The 23,863-nt window shown below is 59.3% G+C and carries 13 protein-coding genes; 7 read left to right on the top strand and 6 right to left on the bottom strand.

Annotation, left to right across the window (positions count from 1 at the left end; all coding sequences use genetic code 11):
• Positions 1-223 precede the first annotated feature (223 nt).
• From MA884_RS27245 to MA884_RS27230, 4 genes are all read right to left on the bottom strand, one after another.
• Positions 224-2,056 carry an ABC transporter ATP-binding protein gene (locus tag MA884_RS27245; protein ID WP_256233405.1) on the bottom strand — a complete coding sequence of 611 codons (1,833 nt, stop codon included), beginning with the start codon at positions 2,054-2,056 and terminating at the stop codon, positions 224-226.
• A gap of 84 nt (positions 2,057-2,140) precedes the next feature.
• Positions 2,141-2,704, bottom strand: a complete 564-nt coding sequence (locus MA884_RS27240; RefSeq protein ID WP_256233404.1) for a peptidylprolyl isomerase — start codon at positions 2,702-2,704, stop codon at positions 2,141-2,143.
• Positions 2,705-2,708: 4 nt separating this feature from the next.
• Positions 2,709-3,512 (bottom strand): alpha/beta fold hydrolase, encoded by an 804-nt coding sequence (locus MA884_RS27235; RefSeq protein WP_256233403.1) that lies wholly within the window; start codon positions 3,510-3,512, stop codon positions 2,709-2,711.
• A 14-nt stretch (positions 3,513-3,526) separates the two neighbouring features.
• Positions 3,527-4,450 (bottom strand): LysR family transcriptional regulator, encoded by a 924-nt coding sequence (locus MA884_RS27230; protein WP_256233402.1) that lies wholly within the window; start codon positions 4,448-4,450, stop codon positions 3,527-3,529.
• A 50-nt stretch (positions 4,451-4,500) separates the two neighbouring features.
• Between MA884_RS27230 and MA884_RS27225 the strand changes: the two genes are divergently transcribed.
• The 3 genes from MA884_RS27225 to MA884_RS27215 all read left to right on the top strand — a co-directional run bounded on the left by MA884_RS27225 (position 4,501) and on the right by MA884_RS27215 (position 6,782).
• A complete protein-coding gene (locus tag MA884_RS27225; protein WP_256233401.1) occupies positions 4,501-4,815 on the top strand; it encodes a 3-phosphoglycerate kinase in 315 nt (104 codons plus the stop codon).
• A gap of 151 nt (positions 4,816-4,966) precedes the next feature.
• Positions 4,967-5,566: an FMN-dependent NADH-azoreductase gene (locus tag MA884_RS27220; protein ID WP_256233400.1), complete on the top strand. Its 600-nt coding sequence runs from the start codon at positions 4,967-4,969 to the stop codon at positions 5,564-5,566.
• Positions 5,567-5,915: 349 nt separating this feature from the next.
• Entirely contained in the window at positions 5,916-6,782 is an 867-nt protein-coding gene (locus tag MA884_RS27215) for a carboxylate/amino acid/amine transporter (protein WP_256233399.1), read from the top strand.
• Positions 6,783-6,895: 113 nt separating this feature from the next.
• On the opposite strand, the gene MA884_RS27210 is transcribed toward MA884_RS27215, so the two are convergent.
• Positions 6,896-8,194 (bottom strand): mechanosensitive ion channel family protein, encoded by a 1,299-nt coding sequence (locus MA884_RS27210; protein ID WP_256233398.1) that lies wholly within the window; start codon positions 8,192-8,194, stop codon positions 6,896-6,898.
• A gap of 193 nt (positions 8,195-8,387) precedes the next feature.
• On the opposite strand from MA884_RS27210, the gene MA884_RS27205 reads away from it, so the two are divergent.
• A complete protein-coding gene (locus MA884_RS27205; RefSeq protein WP_047227912.1) occupies positions 8,388-9,734 on the top strand; it encodes a DEAD/DEAH box helicase in 1,347 nt (448 codons plus the stop codon).
• A gap of 238 nt (positions 9,735-9,972) precedes the next feature.
• On the opposite strand, the gene MA884_RS27200 is transcribed toward MA884_RS27205, so the two are convergent.
• Positions 9,973-10,248, bottom strand: coding sequence for a hypothetical protein (locus MA884_RS27200; RefSeq protein WP_256233397.1), 276 nt, complete (start codon positions 10,246-10,248; stop codon positions 9,973-9,975).
• 276 nt (positions 10,249-10,524) lie between these two features.
• On the opposite strand from MA884_RS27200, the gene MA884_RS27195 reads away from it, so the two are divergent.
• From MA884_RS27195 to MA884_RS27185, 3 genes are read left to right on the top strand one after another with little or no spacing between them, the layout of a single operon-like run.
• Positions 10,525-12,231 (top strand): ShlB/FhaC/HecB family hemolysin secretion/activation protein, encoded by a 1,707-nt coding sequence (locus MA884_RS27195; RefSeq protein ID WP_256233396.1) that lies wholly within the window; start codon positions 10,525-10,527, stop codon positions 12,229-12,231.
• A gap of 24 nt (positions 12,232-12,255) precedes the next feature.
• The gene (locus tag MA884_RS27190) at positions 12,256-22,647 is read left to right on the top strand and encodes a hemagglutinin repeat-containing protein (protein ID WP_256233395.1); all 10,392 of its coding nucleotides are present in this window, start codon (positions 12,256-12,258) and stop codon (positions 22,645-22,647) included.
• 4 nt (positions 22,648-22,651) lie between these two features.
• Positions 22,652-22,969 carry a hypothetical protein gene (locus MA884_RS27185; RefSeq protein ID WP_256233394.1) on the top strand — a complete coding sequence of 106 codons (318 nt, stop codon included), beginning with the start codon at positions 22,652-22,654 and terminating at the stop codon, positions 22,967-22,969.
• The last annotated feature ends 894 nt before the right edge of the window (positions 22,970-23,863 follow it).

Raw genomic sequence — 23,863 nt, 5'->3', positions numbered from 1 at the left:
ATTGATGCTGAAAGTGCGGCCGCTATCGGGGGCAAGCCTTGCTCCCACATGGGGCGCGAGCGCTCATGTATTCGGCGTTCACCACACATCCGCTGTGGGAGCAAAGCTTGCTCGCGATAGCGGTGGGTCAGTCTGCATTGATGCTGAAAGTGCGGCCGCCATCGCGGGCAAGCCTTGTTCCCACACGATTCCCACAGCTCCTGTCTGTAGAAGCCAACCCGGTTCAGTCGATCCCCACAAACCCACCCGTCTGATGCTGCCACAGCCGCGCATACAATCCACCATGGGCCAGTAGTTCAGCATGGCTGCCGGTTTCGGCGATGCGGCCATTTTCCAGCACCACCAACCGGTCCATCCGCGCGATGGTGGAGAGGCGGTGGGCGATGGCGATCACGGTCTTGCCTTGCATCAGGGTCTCGAGGCTTTCCTGGATTGCCGCCTCGACTTCCGAGTCCAGCGCTGACGTCGCTTCGTCCATGATCAGGATCGGCGCGTCCTTGAGCAGCACACGGGCAATGGCGATGCGCTGGCGCTGACCGCCGGACAGCTTCACCCCGCGTTCACCCACATGGGCATCGAACCCGCTACGGCCTTCAGCGTCCGACAGCAGGGGGATGAACTCATCGGCCCGGGCCTTGTGCACCGCCGCCCAGAGTTGCGCATCGGTGGCGTCGGGCTTGCCGTAGAGCAGGTTGTCGCGAATGGAACGGTGCAGCAGCGACGTGTCCTGGGTGATCATGCCAATGCGCTCGCGCAGGCTTTCCTGGGCCACTTCAGCGATGTCCTGGCCGTCGATGAGAATGCGCCCGCCCTGCACGTCATACAGACGCAGCAGCAGGTTGACCAGCGTGGATTTACCCGCGCCGGACGGGCCGATCAGGCCGATCTTTTCCCCCGGCTTGATCACCAGGTTGAGGTCGCCAATCACCCCGCTTTTCTTGCCATAGTGGAAATCCACATGCTCGAAGCGCACTTCGCCACGGGCCACCGCCAAAGGCTTGGCCTGGTCGCGGTCGGTGACGCTGACGGGCTGGGCGATGGTCTGCAATCCGTCCTGGACCATGCCGATGTTTTCAAAGATGCCGTTGACCACCCACATGATCCAGCCGGACATGTTGACGATGCGGATCACCAGCCCGGTCGCCAGGGCAATCGCGCCAACGCTGATCAGTGACTGGGTCCACAGCCACAGGGCCAGGGCCGTGGTGCCGACAATCAGCATCCCGTTCATGCCGGTGATGACCACGTCCATGCTGGTGACCACACGGCCGGCCAATTGGGCTTTCTCTGTCTGCTCTTCAATGGCCTCGCGGGCGTATTGTTGTTCGAAGTTGGTGTGGGCGAACAGCTTCAGCGTGGTGATGTTGGTGTAGCCGTCGACGATCCGGCCCATGAGCTTGGAACGGGCATCGGACGACACCACGGAGCGCTCCTTGACCCGCGGCACGAAGTAGCAGAGCGCACCGATGTAGGCAGCGATCCAGATCAACAGCGGGATCATCAGGCGCCAGTCGGCTTCGGCAAACAGCACCAGTGAGCTGATGGCGTAGATCAGCACGTGCCACAACGCGTCCACGGCCTGCACCGCGGAGTCGCGCAAGGAGTTGCCAGTCTGCATGATGCGCTGGGCAATGCGTCCGGCGAAGTCGTTCTGGAAGAAATTCAGGCTTTGCTTGAGCACGTAGCTGTGGTTTTGCCAGCGGATCAGGCTGGTCATGCCCGGACTCAGGGTCTGATGCACCAGCAAGTCATGCAAGGCCACGAAGATTGGCCGGAAAACCAGCGCCACCACCGCCATCCACGCCAGCTCCAGGCCGTGGATCTTGAAGAAGTCCACATTCGGCGTGCCCTGGGTCAGGTCGATGATGCGGCTCAGGTAGCTGAACAGCGCCACTTCGATCAGTGCGCCGATCAGGCCCACCACCAGCAGCACGGCGAAGCTGGGCCAGACTTGTTTCAGATAATAGGTGTAGAAGGGCAGGACGCGGTTCGGTGGTGCCGAGGTCGGGGCGTCGCGGAAAATGTCGATCAGTGTTTCGAAACGGCGATAAACCATGGGTACATAGCCCGGGCCGGGCTCTCCTTTTTTCCTGTGAGCGGCGCGGGATCGCCGCCGCCGCTCAGGCTTGCCCTGTGCTGTTTAGTCGATGCGCTTGGCCGACTTGATGATCACAGGATCGACCGGCACGTTTTGCATGCCTTGTTTGGTGGTGGTCTGGGAGTTGACGATGATGTCCACCACGTCCATGCCCTTGACCACTTTGGCGAACACCGCGTAACCGGCGTCACGGCCCGGGTCGAGGAACGCATTGTCAGCCACGTTGATGAAGAACTGGCTGGTGGCCGAGTTAGGGTTGGAAGTACGCGCCATCGACAAGGTGCCACGAACGTTATGCAGGCCATTGCTGGCCTCGTTCTTGATCGGTGGCTTGGTGTCTTTCTGTTGCATCTGTTGGGTGAAACCGCCGCCCTGGGCCATGAAGCCCGGGATCACGCGGTGGAAAATCGTGTTGTTGTAGAAGCCGTTGTCCACGTACTCAAGGAAGTTCTTGGTACTGATCGGCGCCTTGACCGGGTCCAGCTCGATTTCGATCTGACCGTTGGTGGTGTCCAGCAATACGTGGGGCGCCTTGGTCGGCTGCGCGGCCATCAGGTTGGCGGCAAACAGGACGGAGCCGGCGGCGAGGGCGATTTTTTTCAGCATGGGTTCAGTGATCCTGAGTAGTTGAGTCGACTGCGTTCAAAAATTCGAGCAGGGTTTGGTTGAAGCGTTCGGGTTGATCCAGCGGGGTGGCATGCCGTGAGTCGGCAATGACCACCAGCCGGGCATCGGGCAGCAATTTCACATAGGCTTCTTTCAGTGCCACAGGGGTGTAGTCGTGGTCGGCGCAAATGACCAGGGTTGGACAGGTCACTTGCGACAGTCGTTCCTGAACACCCCAGCCTACGACGGCGTTGAAGCTGGCGAGATAAGCATGTTTGTCGTTTTTTGCCCAGCGCCGGGCCATTTCCAGGCGTAACTCGGTTTGTTCCGGCTTGGGAAACAATTTGGCGCCCAAGGCCTTGCCAATGGTTTCAAGGCTCAGCAGGCGCATCAGGCTCCAGCGCTTGAACCATTGCCAGCAGTCATCAGGCGTGCGGACTTTGACTTGCGGCGCGCTGTTGACGATGCACAGGCTCTTGACCCGCCCGGGTTCATCCACGACCAGTTGAAAACAAATCATGCCGCCCATGGACCAGCCCACCAGATGCACTGGGCCCTGGTCCAGGTGTTCGATCAGGGCGATCAGGTCGGCGCTGAAGCCTTCGATGCTGTAAGGCCCACGAGGTTTGTCGGAGCGTCCATGGCCACGTACATCCACCACGATCAAACGGTAGTGGGCGGACAATACCGGGATCTGTTTTTCCCAGTCACGGGTGCTGGAGCCCAGCCCGTGGACCAGGATCAACGGCGCGCCGTGACCGTATTCCTCGTAGTGCAGGTTGCAATCTTCATGGGCAAAATAGGCCATTGGCGAAGTCCTTGTCAGGCTTGTTCAGGCGCGGCGAACGGCGCATCCAGCGGCGCGGTGTCGAAGGTGCGCAGCAGTTCGATGAGGATTTGCGTGGCCGGGCCCAAGGGTTTTTCCTTGTTTGAAAAAAGGTAGAAGGTGGAGTTGCGGCTGCCGCCTTGCTCCAGGGGTAGACGCTTGAGCAAGCCCTCCTTGAGTTCCCGCTCGATCATGTGCCGCGGCAGCCAGGCGAAGCCCAGGCCGCTGCCGACGAAGGTCGCGGCGGTGGCCAGGCTGCCGACGGTCCAGCGTTGCTCGGCGCCCAGCCATCCCACGTCGCGAGGTTGCTGACGGCCGGAGTCGCGGATCACCACCTGCAATTGGCTTTCCAGGTCCTGGAAGCTCAGTTCGCGATTGAGGCGATGCAAGGCGTGTTCGGGATGGGCGACCGCGACGAATTCAACATCGCTCAGTTCGGCGCCCAGGTAACCGGGAATGCTGAAGCCGCTGATAGCCAGGTCCGCCACGCCTTCGAGCAACACTTCTTCAACACCTGATAGCACTTCTTCGCGCAGGCGCACACGACAGCCACGGCTTTGCGGCATGAACGCGGTCAGGGCGCGTACGAGGCGAGCGTTGGGATAGGCGGCATCGACCACCAGCCGCACTTCCGCTTCCCAGCCTTGCTCCATGTGATGGGCCAGGTCTTCCAGTTGGCTGGCTTGTTTCACCAATTGACGGGAACGACGCAGCAGTACGCCGCCGGCTTCGGTCAACACGGCCTTGCGCCCATCGATGCGCAGCAACGGCACGCCGAGCTGGTCCTGCATGCGCGCCACGGTGTAGCTCACCGACGACTGGGAGCGGTGCAGCACCTCGGCGGCCTGGGCAAAACCACCGTGGTCGACCACGGCCTGCAACGTTCGCCATTGATCCAGGGTCACGCGGGGCGCTTTCATATTGAGCTCCTCTTGTCCTAAGCTGGCGGTCCCTTGGTGGAGACTGCCTAATGAAAAAAATCTGTTGTGTGGTGCTGGCCCTGTTGCCGCTGACTGCGTTCGCGTACCCGATCGATGTGGAAAAACACCTCAACGGCCTGAGCATCGACTACACCGCCTATGACACTGATGCCGACATCGGCTCTATTCAGGTCAACAACTACGGCGGCACCGACGCGGCCTGCAGCGTGGTGTTTCGCAACGGCCCTGAAGCGCCACGCACCCGCAAGATCGAAGTCGCCGCCGGCAAGTTCAAGAACGCCACCGCCAAGTTCAACCGCAACATCATCAAGCTGCGCATCACTCTGACCTGCCGGCCGAAATAAGCCGGTGGCGCAGGAGCGAGCCAAACGGTGCTTCGCTTATAAACGAATTTATCGATGTTTTGCAGCAATTATTTGCGCTTTTTGATCGATGTAACCATGTTTAATCTTCACTCCATCGACTGACAACATTCTCCGATGGAGGCTACATCCCATGTCCCGCGTTCTGATCATCGAAAGCAGCGCCCGCCAGCAAGACTCGGTGTCCCGTCAACTGACCCAGACCTTCATCAACCAATGGAAAGCCGCGCACCCGGCCGATGAAATCAATGTTCGTGACCTGGCCATCGATCCGGTGCCGCACTTGGACGCGAATCTGCTGGGTGGCTGGATGAAGCCCGTCGAGCAGCGCAACGACATCGAAAACGCTTCCCTGGAACGCTCCAACCAGTTGACTGATCAATTGCTGGCCGCCGATGTGCTGGTGATGGCCGCGCCGATGTACAACTTCGCCATCCCAAGTACCCTGAAAGCCTGGCTGGACCACGTACTGCGTGCCGGTGTGACCTTCAAGTACACCCCCACCGGCCCCCAGGGCCTGCTGACCGGCAAACGTGCCTTCGTCCTGACTGCCCGCGGTGGCATTCACGCTGGCGCCAGCTCCGACCACCAGGAACCCTACCTGCGTCAGGTCATGGCCTTCATCGGCATTCACGACGTGACCTTTATCCATGCCGAGGGCATGAACCTGGGCGGTGATTTCCAGGAAAAGGGCTTGAATCAGGCGCACGCCAAGCTGTCCCAGGTCGCCTGATCCGTTAATCCTCAGGTAATCGCCAGGTGGTCTATTGGCCTGGCGCTTCCCTTCAAGTTGTTTTGCGCATCGAACCTCCCTTGGCACTTGTTGCTCCTGAGTGCAGTCGCCCGATTGAACGCTTTAGCGAGATCGGGCTTTTTTTTGCCTGCAATTCCAGGTCAGCCACACAACCCTGTGGGAGCGAGCCTGCTCGCGATGGGGGAGTGTCAGGCGATTTCTCTGTCACAGTCACACTGCAATCGCGAGCAGGCTCGCTCCCACAGGGTTTATTGCCTGGGCTGGCTACTGCGGTTAGCGACAACCGGCAAAAACCGCTATCTTCGCCGCCATTCGAAACGAGGGGCGTATGGGCTATCTACTTTTTGTGACGCTGATCCAGGCGTTTTCCTTCAGCCTGATCGGCGAATACCTGGCCGGGCATGTCGACAGTTATTTCGCGGTGCTGGTGCGGGTGGTGCTGGCCGGGCTGGTGTTCATTCCGCTGACCCGCTGGCGCCAGGTGGAACCGTCGTTCATGCGCGGCATGTTGTTGATCGGTGCCTTGCAGTTCGGCGTGACCTATGTCTGTCTGTACCTGAGCTTCCGGGTGCTGACGGTGCCCGAGGTGCTGCTCTTCACCATCCTTACGCCGCTGCATGTGACCTTGATCGAAGATGCACTGAACCGCCGCTTCAACCCCTGGGCGCTGATCGCGGCGCTGGTGGCCGTGGGCGGCGCGGCGGTGATTCGTTACGACCGGATCAACCCGGATTTCTTCATGGGTTTCTTGCTGCTGCAACTGGCCAACTTCACCTACGCCGCCGGGCAGGTGCTGTACAAGCACCTGGTGGCTCGTCACCCGAGCGACCTGCCGCACTACCGGCGTTTCGGCTATTTCTATCTCGGTGCGCTGATGGTGGCGTTGCCGGCCTTCCTGCTATTCGGCAAGACCAATTTCTGGCCAGAAGCACCGCTGCAGTGGGGCGTGCTGATATTCCTCGGCCTGGTCTCCACTGCGTTGGGGCTGTACTGGTGGAACAAAGGCGCGTGCATGGTCAACGGCGGCACGCTGGCGGTGATGAACAATCTGCACGTGCCGGTGGGGCTGCTGGTGAACCTGCTGATCTGGAACCAGCACGAGGCGCTGGGGCGGTTGCTGCTGGGCGGGTCGGTGATATTGGCGGCGGTGTGGATCAGTCGGTTGGGAATACGCCAGCCGCTGCCTGCCCACTGACCCCCCTTGTGGGAGCGAGCCTGCTCGCGATGGCGGTATGTCAGTCAACATATCGGTGACTGTTACACCGCTATCGCGAGCAGGCTCGCTCCCACAGAAACCTGTTGTGAGTATCAGATCACCTGCTTCTGTGGCTCCGGCAGATGGCTGGCCCCCAACGCCGCCGGCAACAGCCCCGAACGCAAATCCATGCCACTGGGCTGTTGATACAGGTTCAAGCCGAACTCCGGCATCACCGCCAGCAGGTAGTCAAAAATATCGCCCTGGATACGTTCGTAGTCGGCCCATGCCGTGGTGCGGGTGAAGCAGTAGATTTCCAGCGGGATGCCCTGGGCCGTGGTCTGCATCTGGCGGACCATGCAGGTCATGTTTGGCTGGATGTCCGGATGGCTTTTCAGATACGCCAAGGCGTAGGCGCGGAAGGTGCCGAGGTTGGTCATGCGTCGGCGGTTGGCCGACATCGCCGCGACGTTGCCCTGGGCTTCGTTCCAGGCCTTGAGTTCGGCCTGTTTGCGGCTGATGTAGTCGGTCAGCAGATGAACCTGGGTCAGGCGCTGTTCTTCCTCGTCCTGCAAAAAACGCACGCCGCCGGCGTCGATGAACAGGCTGCGCTTGATCCGTCGCCCGCCGGACTGCTGCATGCCGCGCCAGTTCTTGAACGACTCGGACATCAGGCGCCAGGTGGGGATCGAGACGATGGTCTTGTCGAAGTTCTGCACCTTGACCGTGTGCAGCGTGATGTCCACCACGTCACCGTCGGCCCCCACCTGAGGCATCTCGATCCAGTCACCGACCCGCAGCATGTCGTTGCTGGTCAGTTGCACGCTGGCGACGAACGACAGCAAGGTGTCCTTGTAGACCAACAGAATCACCGCCGACATGGCCCCCAAACCCGACAGCAGCAACAGCGGCGAGCGGTCGATCAGGGTGGCGACAATGATGATCGCGCCAAACACATACAGCACCATCTTCGCCAGTTGCACGTAGCCTTTGATCGAGCGAGTGCGGGCGTGCTCGGTACGGGCGTAGACATCCAGCAGGGCGCTGAGCAGGGCACTGATGGCCAGCACCATGAACAGAATGGTGAAGGCCAGGGCGACATTGCCCAGGAAAACCATACTGGTCTTGCTCAGTTCCGGCACCAGGTGCAGGCCGAACTGGATGACCAGCGAGGGCGTCATCTGCGCCAGGCGATGGAACACCTTGTTCTGGCGCAGGTCGTTGACCCAGTGCAGGGCCGGCTGGCGCCCCAGCAACTTGGCACCATGCAGGATCAGGTAACGCGCCACGCGCCCCAACACCAGTGCAATCACCAACAGCAACATCAGTGCAAGGCTGGAATGCAGGAGAGGGTGCTTATCGAGGGCACCCCAAAGGTCTTGAATGTTGACCCAGAGCTGTTTGATATCCATGGACGAAACGGTTCTTCTATAAAGACGCGACGGGGCGATTAGAGCATTTAAGCCAGGTTAAGTGACCCTTGATGACGAATCGGCTCACAAAAAAGCCACTGATTAGCGCCGTTCGTATAAAGAAACTCGGCCTTCGCGCTCGAAACCGTTACCCTATGCAGCTGTTTTTTTGCATTTCTTCGAGGTAGCACCCGTGTTTTCCCAATTCGCCCTGCACGAACGCCTGCTCAAAGCCGTGGCCGAGCTTAAATTTGTCGAGCCAACGCCGGTGCAGGCAGCGGCTATTCCGCTCGCGCTCCAGGGGCGTGATCTGCGGGTGACGGCGCAGACCGGCAGCGGCAAGACCGCGGCGTTCGTGCTGCCGATCCTCAATCGCCTGATCGGCCCGGCCAAGGTTCGCGTCAGCATCAAGACCCTGATCCTGCTGCCGACCCGTGAACTGGCCCAGCAAACGCTCAAGGAAGTGGAACGCTTCTCGCAGTTCACCTTCATCAAGTCCGGCCTGATCACCGGTGGCGAAGACTTCAAGGTCCAGGCCGCGATGCTGCGCAAAGTACCGGACATCCTGATCGGCACGCCAGGGCGGATGATCGAGCAACTGAACGCCGGCAACCTGGACCTCAAGGAAGTCGAAGTGCTGGTGCTGGACGAAGCCGACCGCATGCTCGACATGGGTTTTGCCGAAGACGTGCAACGCCTGGTGGATGAATGCACCAACCGCCAGCAGACCATGCTGTTCTCCGCCACCACCGGCGGTTCGGGCCTGCGGGAAATGATCGCCAAGGTGCTGAACAACCCTGAGCACTTGCAGCTCAACGCGGTCAGCCAGCTGAACTCCACGACCCGCCAGCAGATCATCACCGCTGACCACAACCAGCACAAAGAACAGATTGTGAACTGGCTGCTGGCCAACGAAACCTACGAAAAAGCCATTGTGTTCACCAACACCCGAGCCATGGCCGACCGCATCTACGGTCGCCTGGTGGCCCAGGAATACAAGGCGTTCGTGCTGCACGGCGAGAAAGACCAGAAAGACCGCAAACTGGCCATCGACCGCCTCAAGCAGGGTGGCGTGAAAATCCTCGTCGCTACCGACGTTGCCGCCCGCGGTCTGGACGTGGAAGGCCTGGACATGGTCATCAACTTCGACATGCCCCGCAGCGGCGACGAATACGTGCACCGCATCGGTCGTACCGGACGCGCCGGCAACGATGGCCTGGCGATCTCGCTGATCTGCCACGGCGACTGGAACCTGATGTCGAGCGTTGAGCGCTACCTCAAGCAGAGCTTCGAGCGCCGCACCATCAAGGAAGTCAAAGGCACCTACGGCGGACCGAAAAAGGTCAAGGCCTCGGGCAAGGCCGTTGGCGTGAAGAAGAAAAAGGTCGACGCCAAGGGCGACAAGAAGAAAACCGGCGCCAAGGCCCCGACCAAGCGCAAGATCGCCAACCGCCCGAAGACCGACGCCTTGTCGCTGGTCAGCAAGGACGGCATGGCCCCACTCAAGCGGCGCAAGCCAGAGGCGCCAGCGGCTGAGTGAAACGGCGGTAGTGCTGCATAAAAAAACCGGACCTTGGGTCCGGTTTTTTTATGCATAACTGAGCCTGACGCAAAACCCTGTGGCGAGGGAGCTTGCTCCCGCTGGGCTGCGTAGCAGCCCCAACAAAGTGGAATTTACAATCATCTAGCGCGTTGACGCTTCGATTTCAGGGGGCGCTTCGCACCCAGCGGGAGCAAGCTCCCTCGCCACAAAAGCAAGCTGTGCCCTGCTCGGGGCATCACCCCGCTTTCTTCTCCGCATTCTTGAGCTCTTGAAGACGCTCATCAATCAACTGGCACTTATCCGGTACATCCTTGCTGGCAGTCTCCATGTCCATGGCCTGCAGTTCCTTATTCATTTCCTTGGCCTTGTCCGGGTCCTGTTCGGTGAGCCTGGTCACTTCCTTGGCCAATTGTTCACGCTTGGCGGTGGCTTGCTCGGGCGTGCAAGTGGCCCAAGCGGGGACGGCGCAGGTGAGGGTGGCGGCGAGGGTCAGTTTCAGGAGGGTTTTCATGGCAGGGCCTCGTATTCCTTGTTGGGGCAGGTAAGGGGTTGAGGCCACGCGAGGGGGGAAAGTTCATCGGGTGAGTGTCGCGAGGTGCGGCCGGCACGGCGTCTGTCCGTTTTGAGAGCGTTTCCGGCCTTTCGTACCGTCGTAGGGGAGGGGTCTTATTTCAGATAAACGGTTCCGGTAGCAGCCCCAAAGATCAAACAATTTGTTGACGTCAAATTGATGGCTAATTAATATCGCGCCACTATTTTGATATCGTTTTTGCTAGAGGGATCTAACATGTCCTCACCCTTATTTTGGGCGAGGTTGTGCGTAGCTTTGCTGTGCCTTTCTCCGCTTGCCCTTGCTCACGCTGCCCCCACTCCCGGCGAAACCGACCTGATCCGCGAGCGTCAGAACCGCCTGCTCGAAGAGCAGCGCCGTCGTCTGGAGGAACTCAAGGACCTGCCCGGTAAAGAGGCGAAACCGACCCAGCCGACAGCGCCTGCCGATACTCGCTGCTTCCCCATCAAAACCATCGAACTCAAGGGTGCCGACAGCCTTTCCGCCAGTGAACGCGAGCGGTTGCTCAAGCCTTACATCGGCCAATGCCTGGGCGTGACGCAGCTCAATGAACTGCTCAAAGTCATCACCGATCACTACATCGAAAAAGGCCTGGTCACCAGCCGGGCCTATTTACCGCAGCAGGATTTGTCCGGCGGACATTTAAGCGTGCTGGTGGTGGAAGGGCGGCTTGAAGGTTTGAAGGGCGCCGAGAACAGCAAGCTCTCGGACCGTGAATTGGCGATGGCGTTTCCTGGCAAGGTCGGCGAGTTGGTCAACTTGCGAGAGATCGAGCAGATGGTCGATCAGCTCAATCGCCTGCCGTCGAATCAGGCGAAGATGGAGCTGACCCCCGGCCAGAACGTCGGTGGCAGTGAAGTACGCGTCACCAACGAAGCGCAAAAGCCCTGGCGTGCCGGGCTGTCGCGCAGCAACGACGGCCAGCGCAGCACCGGCGAGCAGCAGTGGGGCAGCAGTTTCGAGTGGGACAGCCCGCTGGGCTTGGCCGACCAGTTGATGTTGCGCGGTGGTCACGATGCGATGACCGACCACCAGCACACCTCCCGCAACGCCATGCTCTATTACAACGTGCCTTTTGGCTGGTGGAACGTCAGTTACACCTACAGCCGGAGCGAGTACCGCTCGCAGATCCCGGCCAACGGTTTCAATTTCAAGCAGACCGGCGACAGCCAGAACCATCAGTTGCGGGTCGAACGGGTGATTCACCGCGACGCCCTGAGCAAGACGTCCCTCAACACCGGCCTGGCCTACCTGCGGACCAACAACTTCATCGAAGACAGCAAACTGGACGTCAGCAGCAATCGCCTGAGTGAAGGGCAGTTCGGCATCAACCATGGCCGACGGGTCGGCAGTGCTTTCGTCAACCTGGACCTGGGCGTGCAGCAAGGCATCGGCGCCTTCGATGCCCAGGGCGATCACGATCCGGGTCCCGGCCAGGCCGACGCCCGTTATCGCAAATACACCGCCACCGTAAGCTACCTGCAACCGTTCAAGTTGTGGGGCGAGTCGTTCAGTTTCAGCAGCCTGATGACCGGCCAGCGCAGCGAGGACGTACTGTTCAGCCCGCAGCGCATGAGCCTGGGCGGGCAATCGTCGATTCGTGGTTACAAGGATCAGTCGCTGTCTGGCGACAGCGGTGGTTACTGGCGCAACGACCTGCGCTGGAGCCGCCCGGTGACGCTGGAATGGCTGCGCCCGGTATTCGCTGAATACGGCACCAGCCTCGGTTACGACCAGGGCGTAATTCGCGGCGACCGCTACAACGGCGACCAGCACGGGCGCATGTCGAGCAATTCGCTGGAGTTGTTTGCCCGCGGCCAGCACCTGAGCGCCAGCGTCACCTTCGCCCATTCCCTGGAACGCCCGGATGCCCTGCCCGAGCGCGAAGCGCCGATCTACTTCCGCATGGATGTATTCCTCTAATTCCTGCTGCAACGAGACTCGATCATGGACGACCGCCAACACGCCTTTCTGGCCCGCCAGCCTTCTGCTGCCTTGCAAACCCGCGAGCACTTCTGGGGCATGCCCAAGCGCGGCCTGGCGTTCCTGTTGGCCAACGTCATGTTCTGGCAACCGCTGTGGGCCCAAGCTGACGGGATCGTAGTCAGCGCACCGGGCACTGGCCTGGACCGCGCCGGCAACGGCGTGCCCATCGTCAACATCGCCAAGCCCAACGGCAGCGGCCTGTCCCACAACCAGTTCAAGGATTACAACGTCGGCAGCAACGGCGTAATCCTCAACAACGCCACCTCGCGCACCCAGTCCACTCAGTTGGGCGGGATCATCCTCGGCAACCCGAACCTCAAGGGCGCGGCGGCCAAGGTCATCCTCAACGAAGTCAACGGCGGCAACCCCAGCCAGTTGCGCGGCTACACCGAAGTGGCGGGGCAATCGGCCCACGTCATCGTCGCCAACCCGTACGGCATTACCTGTAATGGCTGTGGTTTTATCAATAGCCCGAAGGTGACTTTGAGCACCGGCAAACCGATTGTGGAAAACGGTCGGCTGGATCGTTATCAGGTGGATAAAGGCAGCGTTGCGATTGAGGGCGCAGGCCTCAACGCCAATAACGTCGACCACTTCGAAATCATCACCCGCAGCGCCAGGATCAACGCCGAGATCCAGGCGAAAAACCTGACGATTATTGCCGGACGCAACGACGTCAATGCCGACACCTTGAGCGCCACCGCCCGTGCCGATGACGGCAGTGCTAAACCGCAACTGGCCATCGACTCCTCGGCCCTCGGTGGCATGTACGCAGGCGCCATCAAATTGGTGGGCACCGAGGCCGGGGTCGGCGTGAAGCTGGACGGCAAGCTGATCGCCAGTGGTGGGGATATTCAGCTCGATGCCAATGGGCATCTCAGCATGGTCGACACCTCAGCCAGCGGCGCCATCAAGGTCAAGGCTGCCAGCCTCGACGCCCGTGGTGCGGTTTACGCCGGCACTACGTTGAACGCGCAAACCCAGGGCAACCTGACCAACCAGCAAACCCTTGCGGCGCGGGACAGCATTACGCTGAATGCGGGTGGGCAGTTGAGCAACAACGGCATCGTTGAGGCCGGGGTCAATGCCGACACCACGCGCAATGCCACGGGTGATGTCAGTGTCACCGCGCAGACGCTCAATAACAACGGCAAGAAGATTATCGCCAGCCGCAATCTGACAGCCAACGTCGGTCAACTGAACAACCGCAGTGGCGAGCTCAGCAGTTTGAGCAACGTCACCTTGCGCGTCGCGTCGCTGGACAACGTGGCGGGCCTGGTCGCCGCCGGACAATTGCTGGACATCAACGGGGCCAGTCTCGACAATACTCGCGGCCGCTTGTCGAGCAGCGGCGGGCTGGTGCTGACCAGCACCGGCGTGCTGAACAATCAAAGCGGTTCGATCAGCACCGACAGTGCTTTGACCCTTAAAAGCCAAAGCTTGAACAACAGTCAGAACGGCCTGATCACCGGCAAGAAGGCGAGCATCGTCACCACCGGAGTGTTCGATAACACCCAGGGCGGCCAGTTGCTGGGTGGCGACACGCTCGACCTGACGGCCACCCAGGTCAGCAATGGTGCTGCCAGCAAAATCGCCAGCGAAAAAGCCCTGGTCGCCAGTGTTACCGGTTTCGATCAGCAGGGCGGCCAGCTCTTTAGCAAAACGTCCCTGAGCCTGGACTTGAACCAGGGCCAGTTGAACAACCGGGGCGGTTTGATCAACGCACCGTTGCTTGTGTTCAAGCACCTCAAGGGGGTCAACAACAACGACGGCGGCGAAATTTCCAGCGCCCAGGCATTCACCCTGGCGGCGCAAAGCCTGAACAACGACAACGGCAAGTTGCTGAGCAGCCAGGCCCTGGCTCTGCGCGTCAATAATGCAGTGACCAACCTCAAGGGCCTGATCGCGGCCGCTGCCTTGGAGGTCGAAGCCGCCAGCTTGGACAACAGCGGCGGCACCCTGACCAGCCGCGCCAATCTGGACCTGGCACTTACCGGTCACCTGACCAACCAGGACAAAGGCCTCATCAGCGCCACCGACGCGTTGACCCTCACCTCCCGCAACCTGAACAACCAGCAAGGTTCGCTGCTGGGCAGCGCCATCGCCATCGATTTTGGCGTCGCCACCGGTGACCTGAACAACAGCGCCGGCCTGATCACCACCGCCGGCATTCTGAGCATTAGAAATCTGCGGGACCTGAACAACCAAAACGGTGAACTCTCCAGTAACCAAAGCTTCACCCTGACCGCCCGCGACCTGGACAACAGCGCCGGCAAGCTCATCAGCAATGGTCAGATGACCGTGGCCGCTCGCCAAGTCATCAATCAGGGTGGCCTGATCTCCGGCTTCAAAGGCCTGGAGCTGACTGCCGCGAGCCTGGACAACCGTAACCACGGCACGTTGTCGAGCCGCGACGAAGACGTTAGCGTCACCCTCAGCGGCGCGCTGCTCAACAGCGGTGACGGTGCGTTAGCGGGCCAGAAAAAACTCACCGTCAGCACCGCCAGCCTGGACAACAGTGGCGGCGGGATTCTGTCCAGCGGCGGCGACCAGATCCTGACCGTCACGGGCGGTTTACTGAACAACGGCCAGGGCGGTTTGATCGACAGCGGCGCCACCCTGGTCATGAACGCCATGACCCTGAGCAATGCCGGCGGCACCGTCAACGCACAACAAGCCCTGAGCTTCACCGGCACCGCGCTGGACAACAGCGGCGGCAACCTGATCGGCAACGCCGCCGTAACCCTCGACCTGCTCGGCGCCCTGACCAACACCAACGGCAAACTCGCCAGCGCTGGCCCGTTGCGGGTCGAGCGCGCCATGCAGATCAACAACCAGGGCGGCCAGATCGCCAGCCAAGGTCTGTTGACCCTGCTCACCGGTGGCCTGGACAACCGCAATCGCGGCACGGTCGCGGCCAATGACCAGTTGGTCTTGACCGCCACCGGCATCGTGCAGAACGGCGCCAATGGCTTGATCTACAGCCAGAACGCTGGTGTGCAGATCGAAGCAGCCAACCTCGCCAACGGCAAAGGCACGGTGCAAAGCCAGGGTGCCTTGACGCTGACCGTCGACGAAGCGATCGACAACCAGAGCGGTCGGATCGAAGCCAGGACCGCTGACCTCAGCATCGGCGCCATCAGCCTGGACAACCGTGGCGGCGTGCTCGCCAGCCTCCAGGGGCTGCTGAAGACCGAACTGACCGGCGTACTGAAAAACGGTTATGACCTGAACAACAACCGCCAGGGCGGCATCACCCAGGCCCAGCGCCTGAACCTGACCGCCCTGGGCGGCCTCGATAATTACGGCGGGCGCATTTCGGCGCAAACCGGCGATGCCATCGTTCTCACCCGCAACTTCGACAACCGCAACGGCGGCCTGTACGCCAAAGGCAAGGTCAGCGTCACCGGCAACGACTTCGACAACAGCGGCGATAACGACGGCCAGATCGCCGGCAGCCAGATCGACCTGAACCTGACCGGCGTATTGAACAACCGCCAGGGCATCATCGAAAGCGACAGCACCCTGTCGATCAAGGCTGCCAGCCTGGACAACCAGACCGGACAAATCCGCGCCCTGGGCAGCAGCGGCAAAACTAACTTCCAGATCGGCGGCCTGTTCGACAATCGCAGCGCTATCCTGGAAAGCGCCAACGCCGACCTGACCCTGGGCGTTGGCAGCTTCCTCAACAGTAACGGCAAGCTGCTGCATGTGGGCAGCGGCACGTTCGACATCTCTGCCGCCAACATCGGCGGCGCCGGTGGCAGCATCACCACCCTGGGCGGCCTGACCCTCAACGCCGACACCTGGATCAACACCAGCGTCATCCAGGCCGGGCGCCTGAACATCAACGTCAACAACTTCACCCAGACCGCCACCGGCCAACTGCTGGCCTCGACCTCGCTGGAGGGAACGGGCGTCAACTGGACCAACGATGGCCTGATCGCCAGTGACGGCACCCTGAAGCTGAAACTCACGGGCAGCTACACTGGCGCGGGCCGGGTCACCAGCGTGGGGCGTCTGACGCTCGACGCGGCCAGTGTGTACCTGCCCGAGACGGGGCGGATTACCGGTGGCGGGCTAACCGACGTCACGGCCAGCGGATCGATCATCAACCATGGGCGGATGACAGCGAACGATGACCTGCTGCTCAGCACCGCGTCACTCAGTAACTACGGCACCCTGGGCGGGGCGCAGGACCTTACCGTCAACGCCGCGCAGTTGCTCAACGAGAAGGGTCTGATGTTCAGCGGCGCGGCCATGCGGCTGCGCAGCAACACGCTGACGAACAATTACGGTGACATCTACAGCTTGGGTGAGTTGACCGTCGCCCGCGACGCGGCGGGCGCGCGGGCGGACGTGATCGAAAACATCTCCGGCAGCCTGGAAAGCGCCGGTGACATGCGCTTGCTGGCGAACGCGGTCATCAACCGCCGAGACATACTCACCTTCAGCCAGAAACGCGTGAATGGCTATATCACCCACAGCTGCAGCCATTGCTCGGATGAGTGGAACGTCTGGTACTACGTCCATGAGATCTACGAGCGCACGCTCGATAAAGACTCGCCCTCGGCCTTCATTACCGCCGGTGGCAACCTCACGGTCACCGGCTCCAGCTTCCTCAATCAATACAGCTCGGTGTCGGCCGCCAGGGACATCAACATCTCGGTCGATACCTTCAACAATGAAGGGGTGAACCTTGAGACCATCGTCTATCGCAGTGACTACAAGAACCCGGCCGACCGGGAGCCGGGGAGCATCTACCTGGGGCTGATCGACCCGGGCGGCGCGGTCAACGAGTACAACAAATACAGCGCCCAATACGTGCCCTTGTACCGGCGCGCCGATGGCGGCTATTTCTATCAGCAGGAGAGCGGGCTCAGTACCGAACTCAACCCGGATTACGACCCGACGAAAAACCTGCCAGTGCCCGAAGAAGTCACGCGCTATGGCGTCTTCAGGGCCACGCAATTCGCCACTACAGGCAAAAGCATCGACGCGGTGATTCAGTCGGGCGGCAGCACGTCGATCACCGCCACCACCACGCTCAACAATAGCGTGCAAACGGTCAATGCGCCGATCATCACCAGCGACAGCAAGGTCGATGACACCGGCACCCTACGGGCGACCACGCCGTTTATCGCTCACATCAACAGCCAACTGCCCCCCGACCTGGCCCAACAGCGCATCGACCCGTTGACGCTGCCCGGCTTCGTGATCCCCGAAGGTCAAAACGGTTTGTTCCGCCTCAGCGGGCAGGGCACCACCCCGGACGCGGATGCAACCCACAGCAACGCGCAAAACTGGGCCATGGAAAAGCCCGCCGTGATGCCGACGCGACCGAACTCGAGGTCACCCGCCGACGTTTCCACGATTATCCCCCCGAAACGCTTGTCCGCCATGGGCGTGGTGTCCACCCCGCCCAAATACCTGATCGAAACCAACCCGGTGCTCACCGACCTCAAGCAGTTCATGAGTTCGGACTACCTGCTGGCAAACCTTGGCTACGACCCGGATCAAAGCGCCAAACGCTTGGGTGATGGTTTGTATGAGCAGAGGCTGATCCAGCAAGCCGTGCTCGCCCGCACCGGCCAACGCTTCCTCGATGGCCAGACCTCCAACGAGGACATGTTCAAGTACCTGATGGACAACGCCGTCGCCAGCAAACAGGCGTTGAACCTGGCCGTGGGCGTCAGCCTCACGTCGCAACAGGTCGCGGCCCTGACCCACGACATCGTCTGGATGGAAAACGTCGAGGTCAACGGCGAACAAGTCCTGGTGCCGGTGCTGTACCTGGCCAACGCCAACAACCGCCTGGCCGCCAACGGCGCGCTGATCCAGGGCAAAGACGTGACCCTGATCGCCGGCAAGGACCTGAACAACGCCGGCACCTTGCGCGCTTCCAACAACCTGTCGGCCACCGCCGCCAACGACCTGACCAGCAGCGGTCTGGTAGAAGCCGGTAACCGCCTCGACCTGCTGGTGGGCAATAACCTCGTCAACAAGGCCGGCGGCATCATCGCCGGACGCGACGTGTCGCTCACCACCGTTCGGGGCGATGTAGTCAACGAACGCACCGTCACAAACTACGACGACAAAAACGGTGAATGGTCCTGGTCCATGGGCTTTGCCGACAGCGCCGCGCGAATCGAGGCGACCAACAACCTGAGCATCGACGCCGGACGCGACTTCAACACCGTTGGCAGCGTGGTCAGCAGCGGCAGAGACCTGACGATAGAAGCAGGGCGCGATGTGAACATCGTTTCGGCGCAGAAGGCCGATCGCCTGACCGATGGCGGCGATCACGATGACTCGGCGATCACGCAACTGGGCTCGCAGGTGTTGGCGGGGCGTGATTTGACGGTGACGGCCGAGCGCGATGTGACGGCGGTTGCCAGCGAGATCGAAGCCAAACGCGACGTGGGCATGAGCGCGGTGGGGGACATGACCCTGGCGTCGGCGGCAGATGAGGTGCACTCGTATAACAAGGGGGCGAGGGTTACGAAGGAGGAGGATCACGTCCGTCAGGTTGCCACGGTCGTCACGGCGGGTGGGAATGTGGTGCTGAGTGCGGGCAAGGATCTGGGGTTGATTGCCAGTCGGGTGAGTGCCGGGGATGAGGCTTATCTGGTGGCCGGTGCAAACCTGGTGCTGCAATCGGCTAAGGATTCGGATTACAGCTTTTATAGCAAGACCAAGAAGTCTTCTTCTGGGAAGAAGTTTCGGTTGGATGAAACCAGTAGTGTCACCAACGTTGCCAGCTCGGTCACGTCAGGCGGCAACAACGTCCTGACCGCCGGCAACGACTTGCTGATCAAAGGCAGCAATGTCATTTCCGAAAAAGGCAGTGTCGGGTTGGGGGCTGGCAATGATGTGGAAATTGTCGCCGTTACCGACTCCGAGAGTGCTCGCCACGAGCGCAGCAAAAGCAAAAGTAGCTGGGGCGGCTTGAAGTCGAGCAAGGTCCAGGACAAGTTGGCCGAAACTCAGACAACTGCTGTCGGCAGCATGATCTCGGGCGACACTATCGCCGTCATCGCCAAACGCGATGCCACCATCACCGGCTCGGCCCTGGTCAGCACCGATGACCTCACGGTACGCGCGGGACGTGACCTGACCATCGACGCGGCGGAGAACACTTTCTCCCGCACTCAAATGCACAAGGAGAAGAATCGCGACCTGACGGGCGTACTGACGGGCAACAACCTGGGCATCGACGACATCACCGGTAATCAGCACCTGTCGATCAGCAACCAGAAACACAACGGCACGGCATCGCAAACCACCCTGACCGGTAGCACCATCGGCTCCAGCAAAGGGAACGTCAGTCTCGTTGCCGGTGGAGACCTCAACGTAATCGCCAGCGATCTGGTCAGCACCAAGGGCATGAGCCTTCGTGGCTCGAACGTCACCATTGCTGCTGGCATGGAAACGGCGGATCAAAGTACCGTCGATAAAGCCAAAAGCCTGGCCGTCGGGCGTGTGATCGGTGGTGCGATCGTCGACACGGTCAACACCATTCGCTCGTCGGTCGAGGCCGCAAAGGACGCGGATGACCCTCGGCTCAAAGCGGTGAAACTGGCCCAGGCGGCGCTGGCGGCCTACAACCTCGGCGGGATGGCATCGGACGCTAATGATCAGAAAACCGGCTTCGCCGACAAACAGGGCGGTACCGCCAGCAATGGTTCATTGATCAAAATCGGTACCGAAATCGCCAATACCCGAAGCAAAAGCACCAGCAATTACGCGAGCCAAACCACCAAGCAAAGCACCCTTAACGCGGGCACTACGTTATCCATCATTGCCAATGGCAACGCGGCGCAAAACGATGGTGATTTGCATGTCATCGGCAGCAGCATCAAGGCGGTCAACACGTCGTTGCTCGCCAGCAACGACATCATCCTGGAGAGCGCGCAGAACACGGCTGACTGGTCCAACCGCAACAGCAACAACAAAACCGCTATCGGTGCCAGCTTCAACATCGGCCAGCAAAACGGCTTCACCCTGGACCTTGGGGCGCAGCTCGCAAAAGGTATGGGGGATGGCAGTTCCGTCACCCAGGTCAACACAACGGTCGATACCGGTTCGTTGCTGTTGCGCAGCGGCGGCGACACCACGTTGGCGGGCGCTCAGGTTCGTGCTGATGAAATAAATGCGCTGATCGACGGAAACCTCAACATCATTTCCCGCCAGGACACTCAGGACCAGAAAAGCAAGCAAAGTAGCGGCGGTTTTGGTGCGAGCATCTGCATTCCACCGTTCTGCTACGGCACGCCTGTAGCCGCTTCAGCCAACCTGGCTGCCGGCAACATGAACAGCGAGTACAAAGGCGTCACGGATCAGACCGGCCTGTTCGCGGGGACGGGTGGCTACACCGTTGACGTGGGTAAAACCACTACCTTGGAAGGTGGTGTGATTGCCAGCGATGCCTCGGCGGATAAGAACCTGTTGATCACTGACCGTCTCGTCGCTCGCGATATCAAGAATGTCAGTGAAATCGAGGCCCAGTCCGCTGGTATCGGCATCTCGGGCAGTTACGGTGGTGCTGGGGCGAGCGCCTCGGTGGGGGGCTTGTACGGTATTGCTCTAAGCGAATCCGACAAGAGCCACACACGTAGCGCGGTGAGCGAAGGCACGATCATCGTCCGCAACCCGGAGGGCGCTCAAGATACTGTCGGCTTGAATCGCGATACGAAGAATGCCAACGAGCATTTGGACAAGCCTGACGAAGAGGCGATGAACGAGCGCATCGAGCTGGTGAAGAGCTCGGTGGAGTTGGTGAAAGGGATTAGTAGTGCCGTCGCCGCCGAAAAAATCAAGGAAGCTCAAAATCCGGACAGTGAGGCCTACAAGGTTGCCCGCGAAAAGCTGAACGACAGCGGGGTGGCTAGTCCAACCCCTGAGCAAATCAGCCAACAGGTTCAGCGCGATTACGGAACAGGCAGTAGTTTTCAAAAGGCCAGTCAGGCGGTAGCTGGGATTGTCCAAGGCATCCTCGTAGGAGACATCGGAGCGCTCGTGGGAGGCGCGGCTGCGCCTTATCTGGCTCAAGCCGTTAAGCAGATGACCGAAGGTGATGACGCAGCCAACCTGATGGCGCACGCCGTATTGGGTGCGGTTCTGGCAAAAGCACAAGGAGGCTCGGCGCTGGCCGGGGCTGCGGGTGCCACTGTCGGTGAGCTGATAGCGAGCCAACTCTATCCGGGCCAGTCCAGGGACGAGCTGACCGAGTCGGAAAAACAAACGATCGCAGCGCTGTCGACGTTGGCCGGCGGGTTCACCGGCGCGCTTGCTGGGGGGGATGCATTTAACGCTGCGCTTGGAGCTGGCACGGCGAAAAATGCTGTCGAGAACAATCATCTGAGCGATATAGAAAGGCTTTCGCTCCAGGTTCTGCAGCGAGAGTACGAGTCGTCGTGTAATGGCTCAACTACAAGTGATTGCCAAGATTTGTCTAGCGAGATCTCGGAGCTTATTGCGAAAAATTTTAGCGTTCTAAAGGAAGAGGTTCTTTCGGAGGATAACGATTTCACCCGCGCTATGGTCCACACAACTTCGCCTGGGGATGTGATTTCCTGCGCTACGTCACCAAATGGTTTTTGTGTGGCTACCGACAAGACGATCACGACGGATCAAGGTGAGGAGTGGGTTCTGCAACCCGCGTCGTTTGAGCAGGCTATCGGAGGGAAAGCAAGAAACGAGTTGGATAAAGCAACCACCACGGCTCAGCTTCAGGGGATTTCCAATGAACTGTTCTCGGCTGGTTGTGGTGGGGCTGGTGTAGGAGGTATAGCCTGCCAAGGCTATATGGCGGCGGGTGGCGAGAATCCTATTACGGGGGAGGTGGCCAGTAATACCGAGCGGGTCATGTGGGGTATCCAGGGGCTGCTGAATGCATGGGGGCTGGGTGGTTCGTTATATAGCGTGTCTTCAAAAGGGCTTGTACCTAGCGGTTTCGCCAGTGCGAAAGATTTTTCACATTTTGGCGGTAGTGTCAGGGATGGTTTGTTGAAAGCAGGTTATACCAATGTCGATCCCATACTTCAGGGGAGTGCTATAACTGGCAAAAGCTATCGAACAGGGCAACCTTTCGATGTCGGACGAACTAGCGATTTTGATATCGCACTAGCCAGTCCAGAGCTATTAAACAAAGCAAGCTCTCTTGGGATTGGGCTTAGAGGCGGCGCGACGCGTACCGGTCCACTTAGCGCGAGGGATCTTAAAGTGCTTGGTTTGGAAGATTTGGCAACTCAGTTAAGTAGGCAGGCAGGTCGAGATGTTAATTTTATGATCTATGGCTCAACGACTTCGGCGATAAGTCGAGCCCCTAGCGTTATTTTACCGAGGAATTAAATACGTGGCTGCATACGATCTATACGGTGTTAAAGATATATCTATTATAGTGGCAAAGTTAAATGTCGAAGAGCTCTTGGGTGTCTCATTTGAGGAAAGGGAGAGTGCCTACCAAGGGGGCGTGTATTATCGATTTGACGGTGAGGGAGGGGAGGGATTTGTTCTGAAAGAAAATATTGATCCTTTTGATGGTGAAGCTGTGGAACAGTTATTTTCTGAGTATCCAGTTTTGCTTTATGTGGATAAAACTACTCGTTCAGATGAGATCGGTGACTTTCTGAATATAAAATTTTGCCTGCTAAGGCATGAGCTGTTCGATTGAGTGGTGTGTTTGTAGAGATACACAAAATGGAAAACCGGGACAGATCACGTTTTCTGTGATGTAGAAACGTGGTCTGTCCCCGTTTTACGCATGGTAGTAAGCAAAAAATTGAAATTGTCACACCTAATGGAACGGTTATGGCTGACCAACGGGTCGTTTCTAGGCTTATTGAGAATAATCCTAACTACAATGGTCAGCCTATCCGATTGTTGTCGTGTGATACTGGGGCATGTGATACTGGGTTTGCGCAAAATCTAGCAAACAAAATGGGGGTTCCAGTGAAAGCACCAACCAACTTGGTATGGGCTTATGGTAATGGGAAGATGGTAGTGGCCCCCTAGGTCTTCGTCGAATCCTAATTCCCCATTGTTTAATCTTCCTGATTTATCAAATCAAGGAGCTTTCAAAATATTTAATCCTGGTAGGCTATAATGAAAAGATCAGATTTTATAGCTTGTGAACGATGTGGAGGGGAGTTGAAGGTTTTTGAAGAGGATAGTACTCAGGGGTTTAAGTGTGCTAATTGCGGGTGGTCGGTAGTGACGACACATATCCCCGATATTAAGGTTGATGAGACGAAGTATGAGGTCTGCTGTAGTGGTGACTATAAAAATGTGGTCCATATTAGAGCTGTGTCTGAGGTTCTGGGTTGTAATTTTTTAACAGCTAGAAAGACACTGGAGCATGGACGTTCTCTCGTGTTTGTCGGACAGGCAGATGAGGTTTTGCGAGTTCGAAATATTCTTGTTTCGGTTGGGCTGGTCTGCACCATTTCACCTGATTTTAATTGGGGGGTAGGTGGGGATGTTTATGTTTGGTCTGTGGAAAACCGGGACAGACCCTGAGGGATCCCCGAATTTTCTTACAGAAAATCAAGAGGTTGGAATATTGAAG

It is taken from the genome of Pseudomonas sp. Q11 (assembly GCF_024494355.1).
Classification (GTDB): Bacteria; Pseudomonadota; Gammaproteobacteria; order Pseudomonadales; family Pseudomonadaceae; genus Aquipseudomonas; species Aquipseudomonas hefeiensis.
The sequence above is the reverse complement of the archived record's forward strand: the minus strand, read 5'-3'. Positions and strand labels throughout refer to the sequence as shown.

Coding starts and splice junctions, on each gene's coding strand:
- MA884_RS27245 (WP_256233405.1), bottom strand. CDS start 2,056: ATGGTTTATCGCCGTTTCGAAACACTGATCGACATTTTCCGCGACGCC.
- MA884_RS27240 (WP_256233404.1), bottom strand. CDS start 2,704: ATGCTGAAAAAAATCGCCCTCGCCGCCGGCTCCGTCCTGTTTGCCGCC.
- MA884_RS27235 (WP_256233403.1), bottom strand. CDS start 3,512: ATGGCCTATTTTGCCCATGAAGATTGCAACCTGCACTACGAGGAATAC.
- MA884_RS27230 (WP_256233402.1), bottom strand. CDS start 4,450: ATGAAAGCGCCCCGCGTGACCCTGGATCAATGGCGAACGTTGCAGGCC.
- MA884_RS27225 (WP_256233401.1), top strand. CDS start 4,501: ATGAAAAAAATCTGTTGTGTGGTGCTGGCCCTGTTGCCGCTGACTGCG.
- MA884_RS27220 (WP_256233400.1), top strand. CDS start 4,967: ATGTCCCGCGTTCTGATCATCGAAAGCAGCGCCCGCCAGCAAGACTCG.
- MA884_RS27215 (WP_256233399.1), top strand. CDS start 5,916: ATGGGCTATCTACTTTTTGTGACGCTGATCCAGGCGTTTTCCTTCAGC.
- MA884_RS27210 (WP_256233398.1), bottom strand. CDS start 8,194: ATGGATATCAAACAGCTCTGGGTCAACATTCAAGACCTTTGGGGTGCC.
- MA884_RS27200 (WP_256233397.1), bottom strand. CDS start 10,248: ATGAAAACCCTCCTGAAACTGACCCTCGCCGCCACCCTCACCTGCGCC.
- MA884_RS27195 (WP_256233396.1), top strand. CDS start 10,525: ATGTCCTCACCCTTATTTTGGGCGAGGTTGTGCGTAGCTTTGCTGTGC.
- MA884_RS27190 (WP_256233395.1), top strand. CDS start 12,256: ATGGACGACCGCCAACACGCCTTTCTGGCCCGCCAGCCTTCTGCTGCC.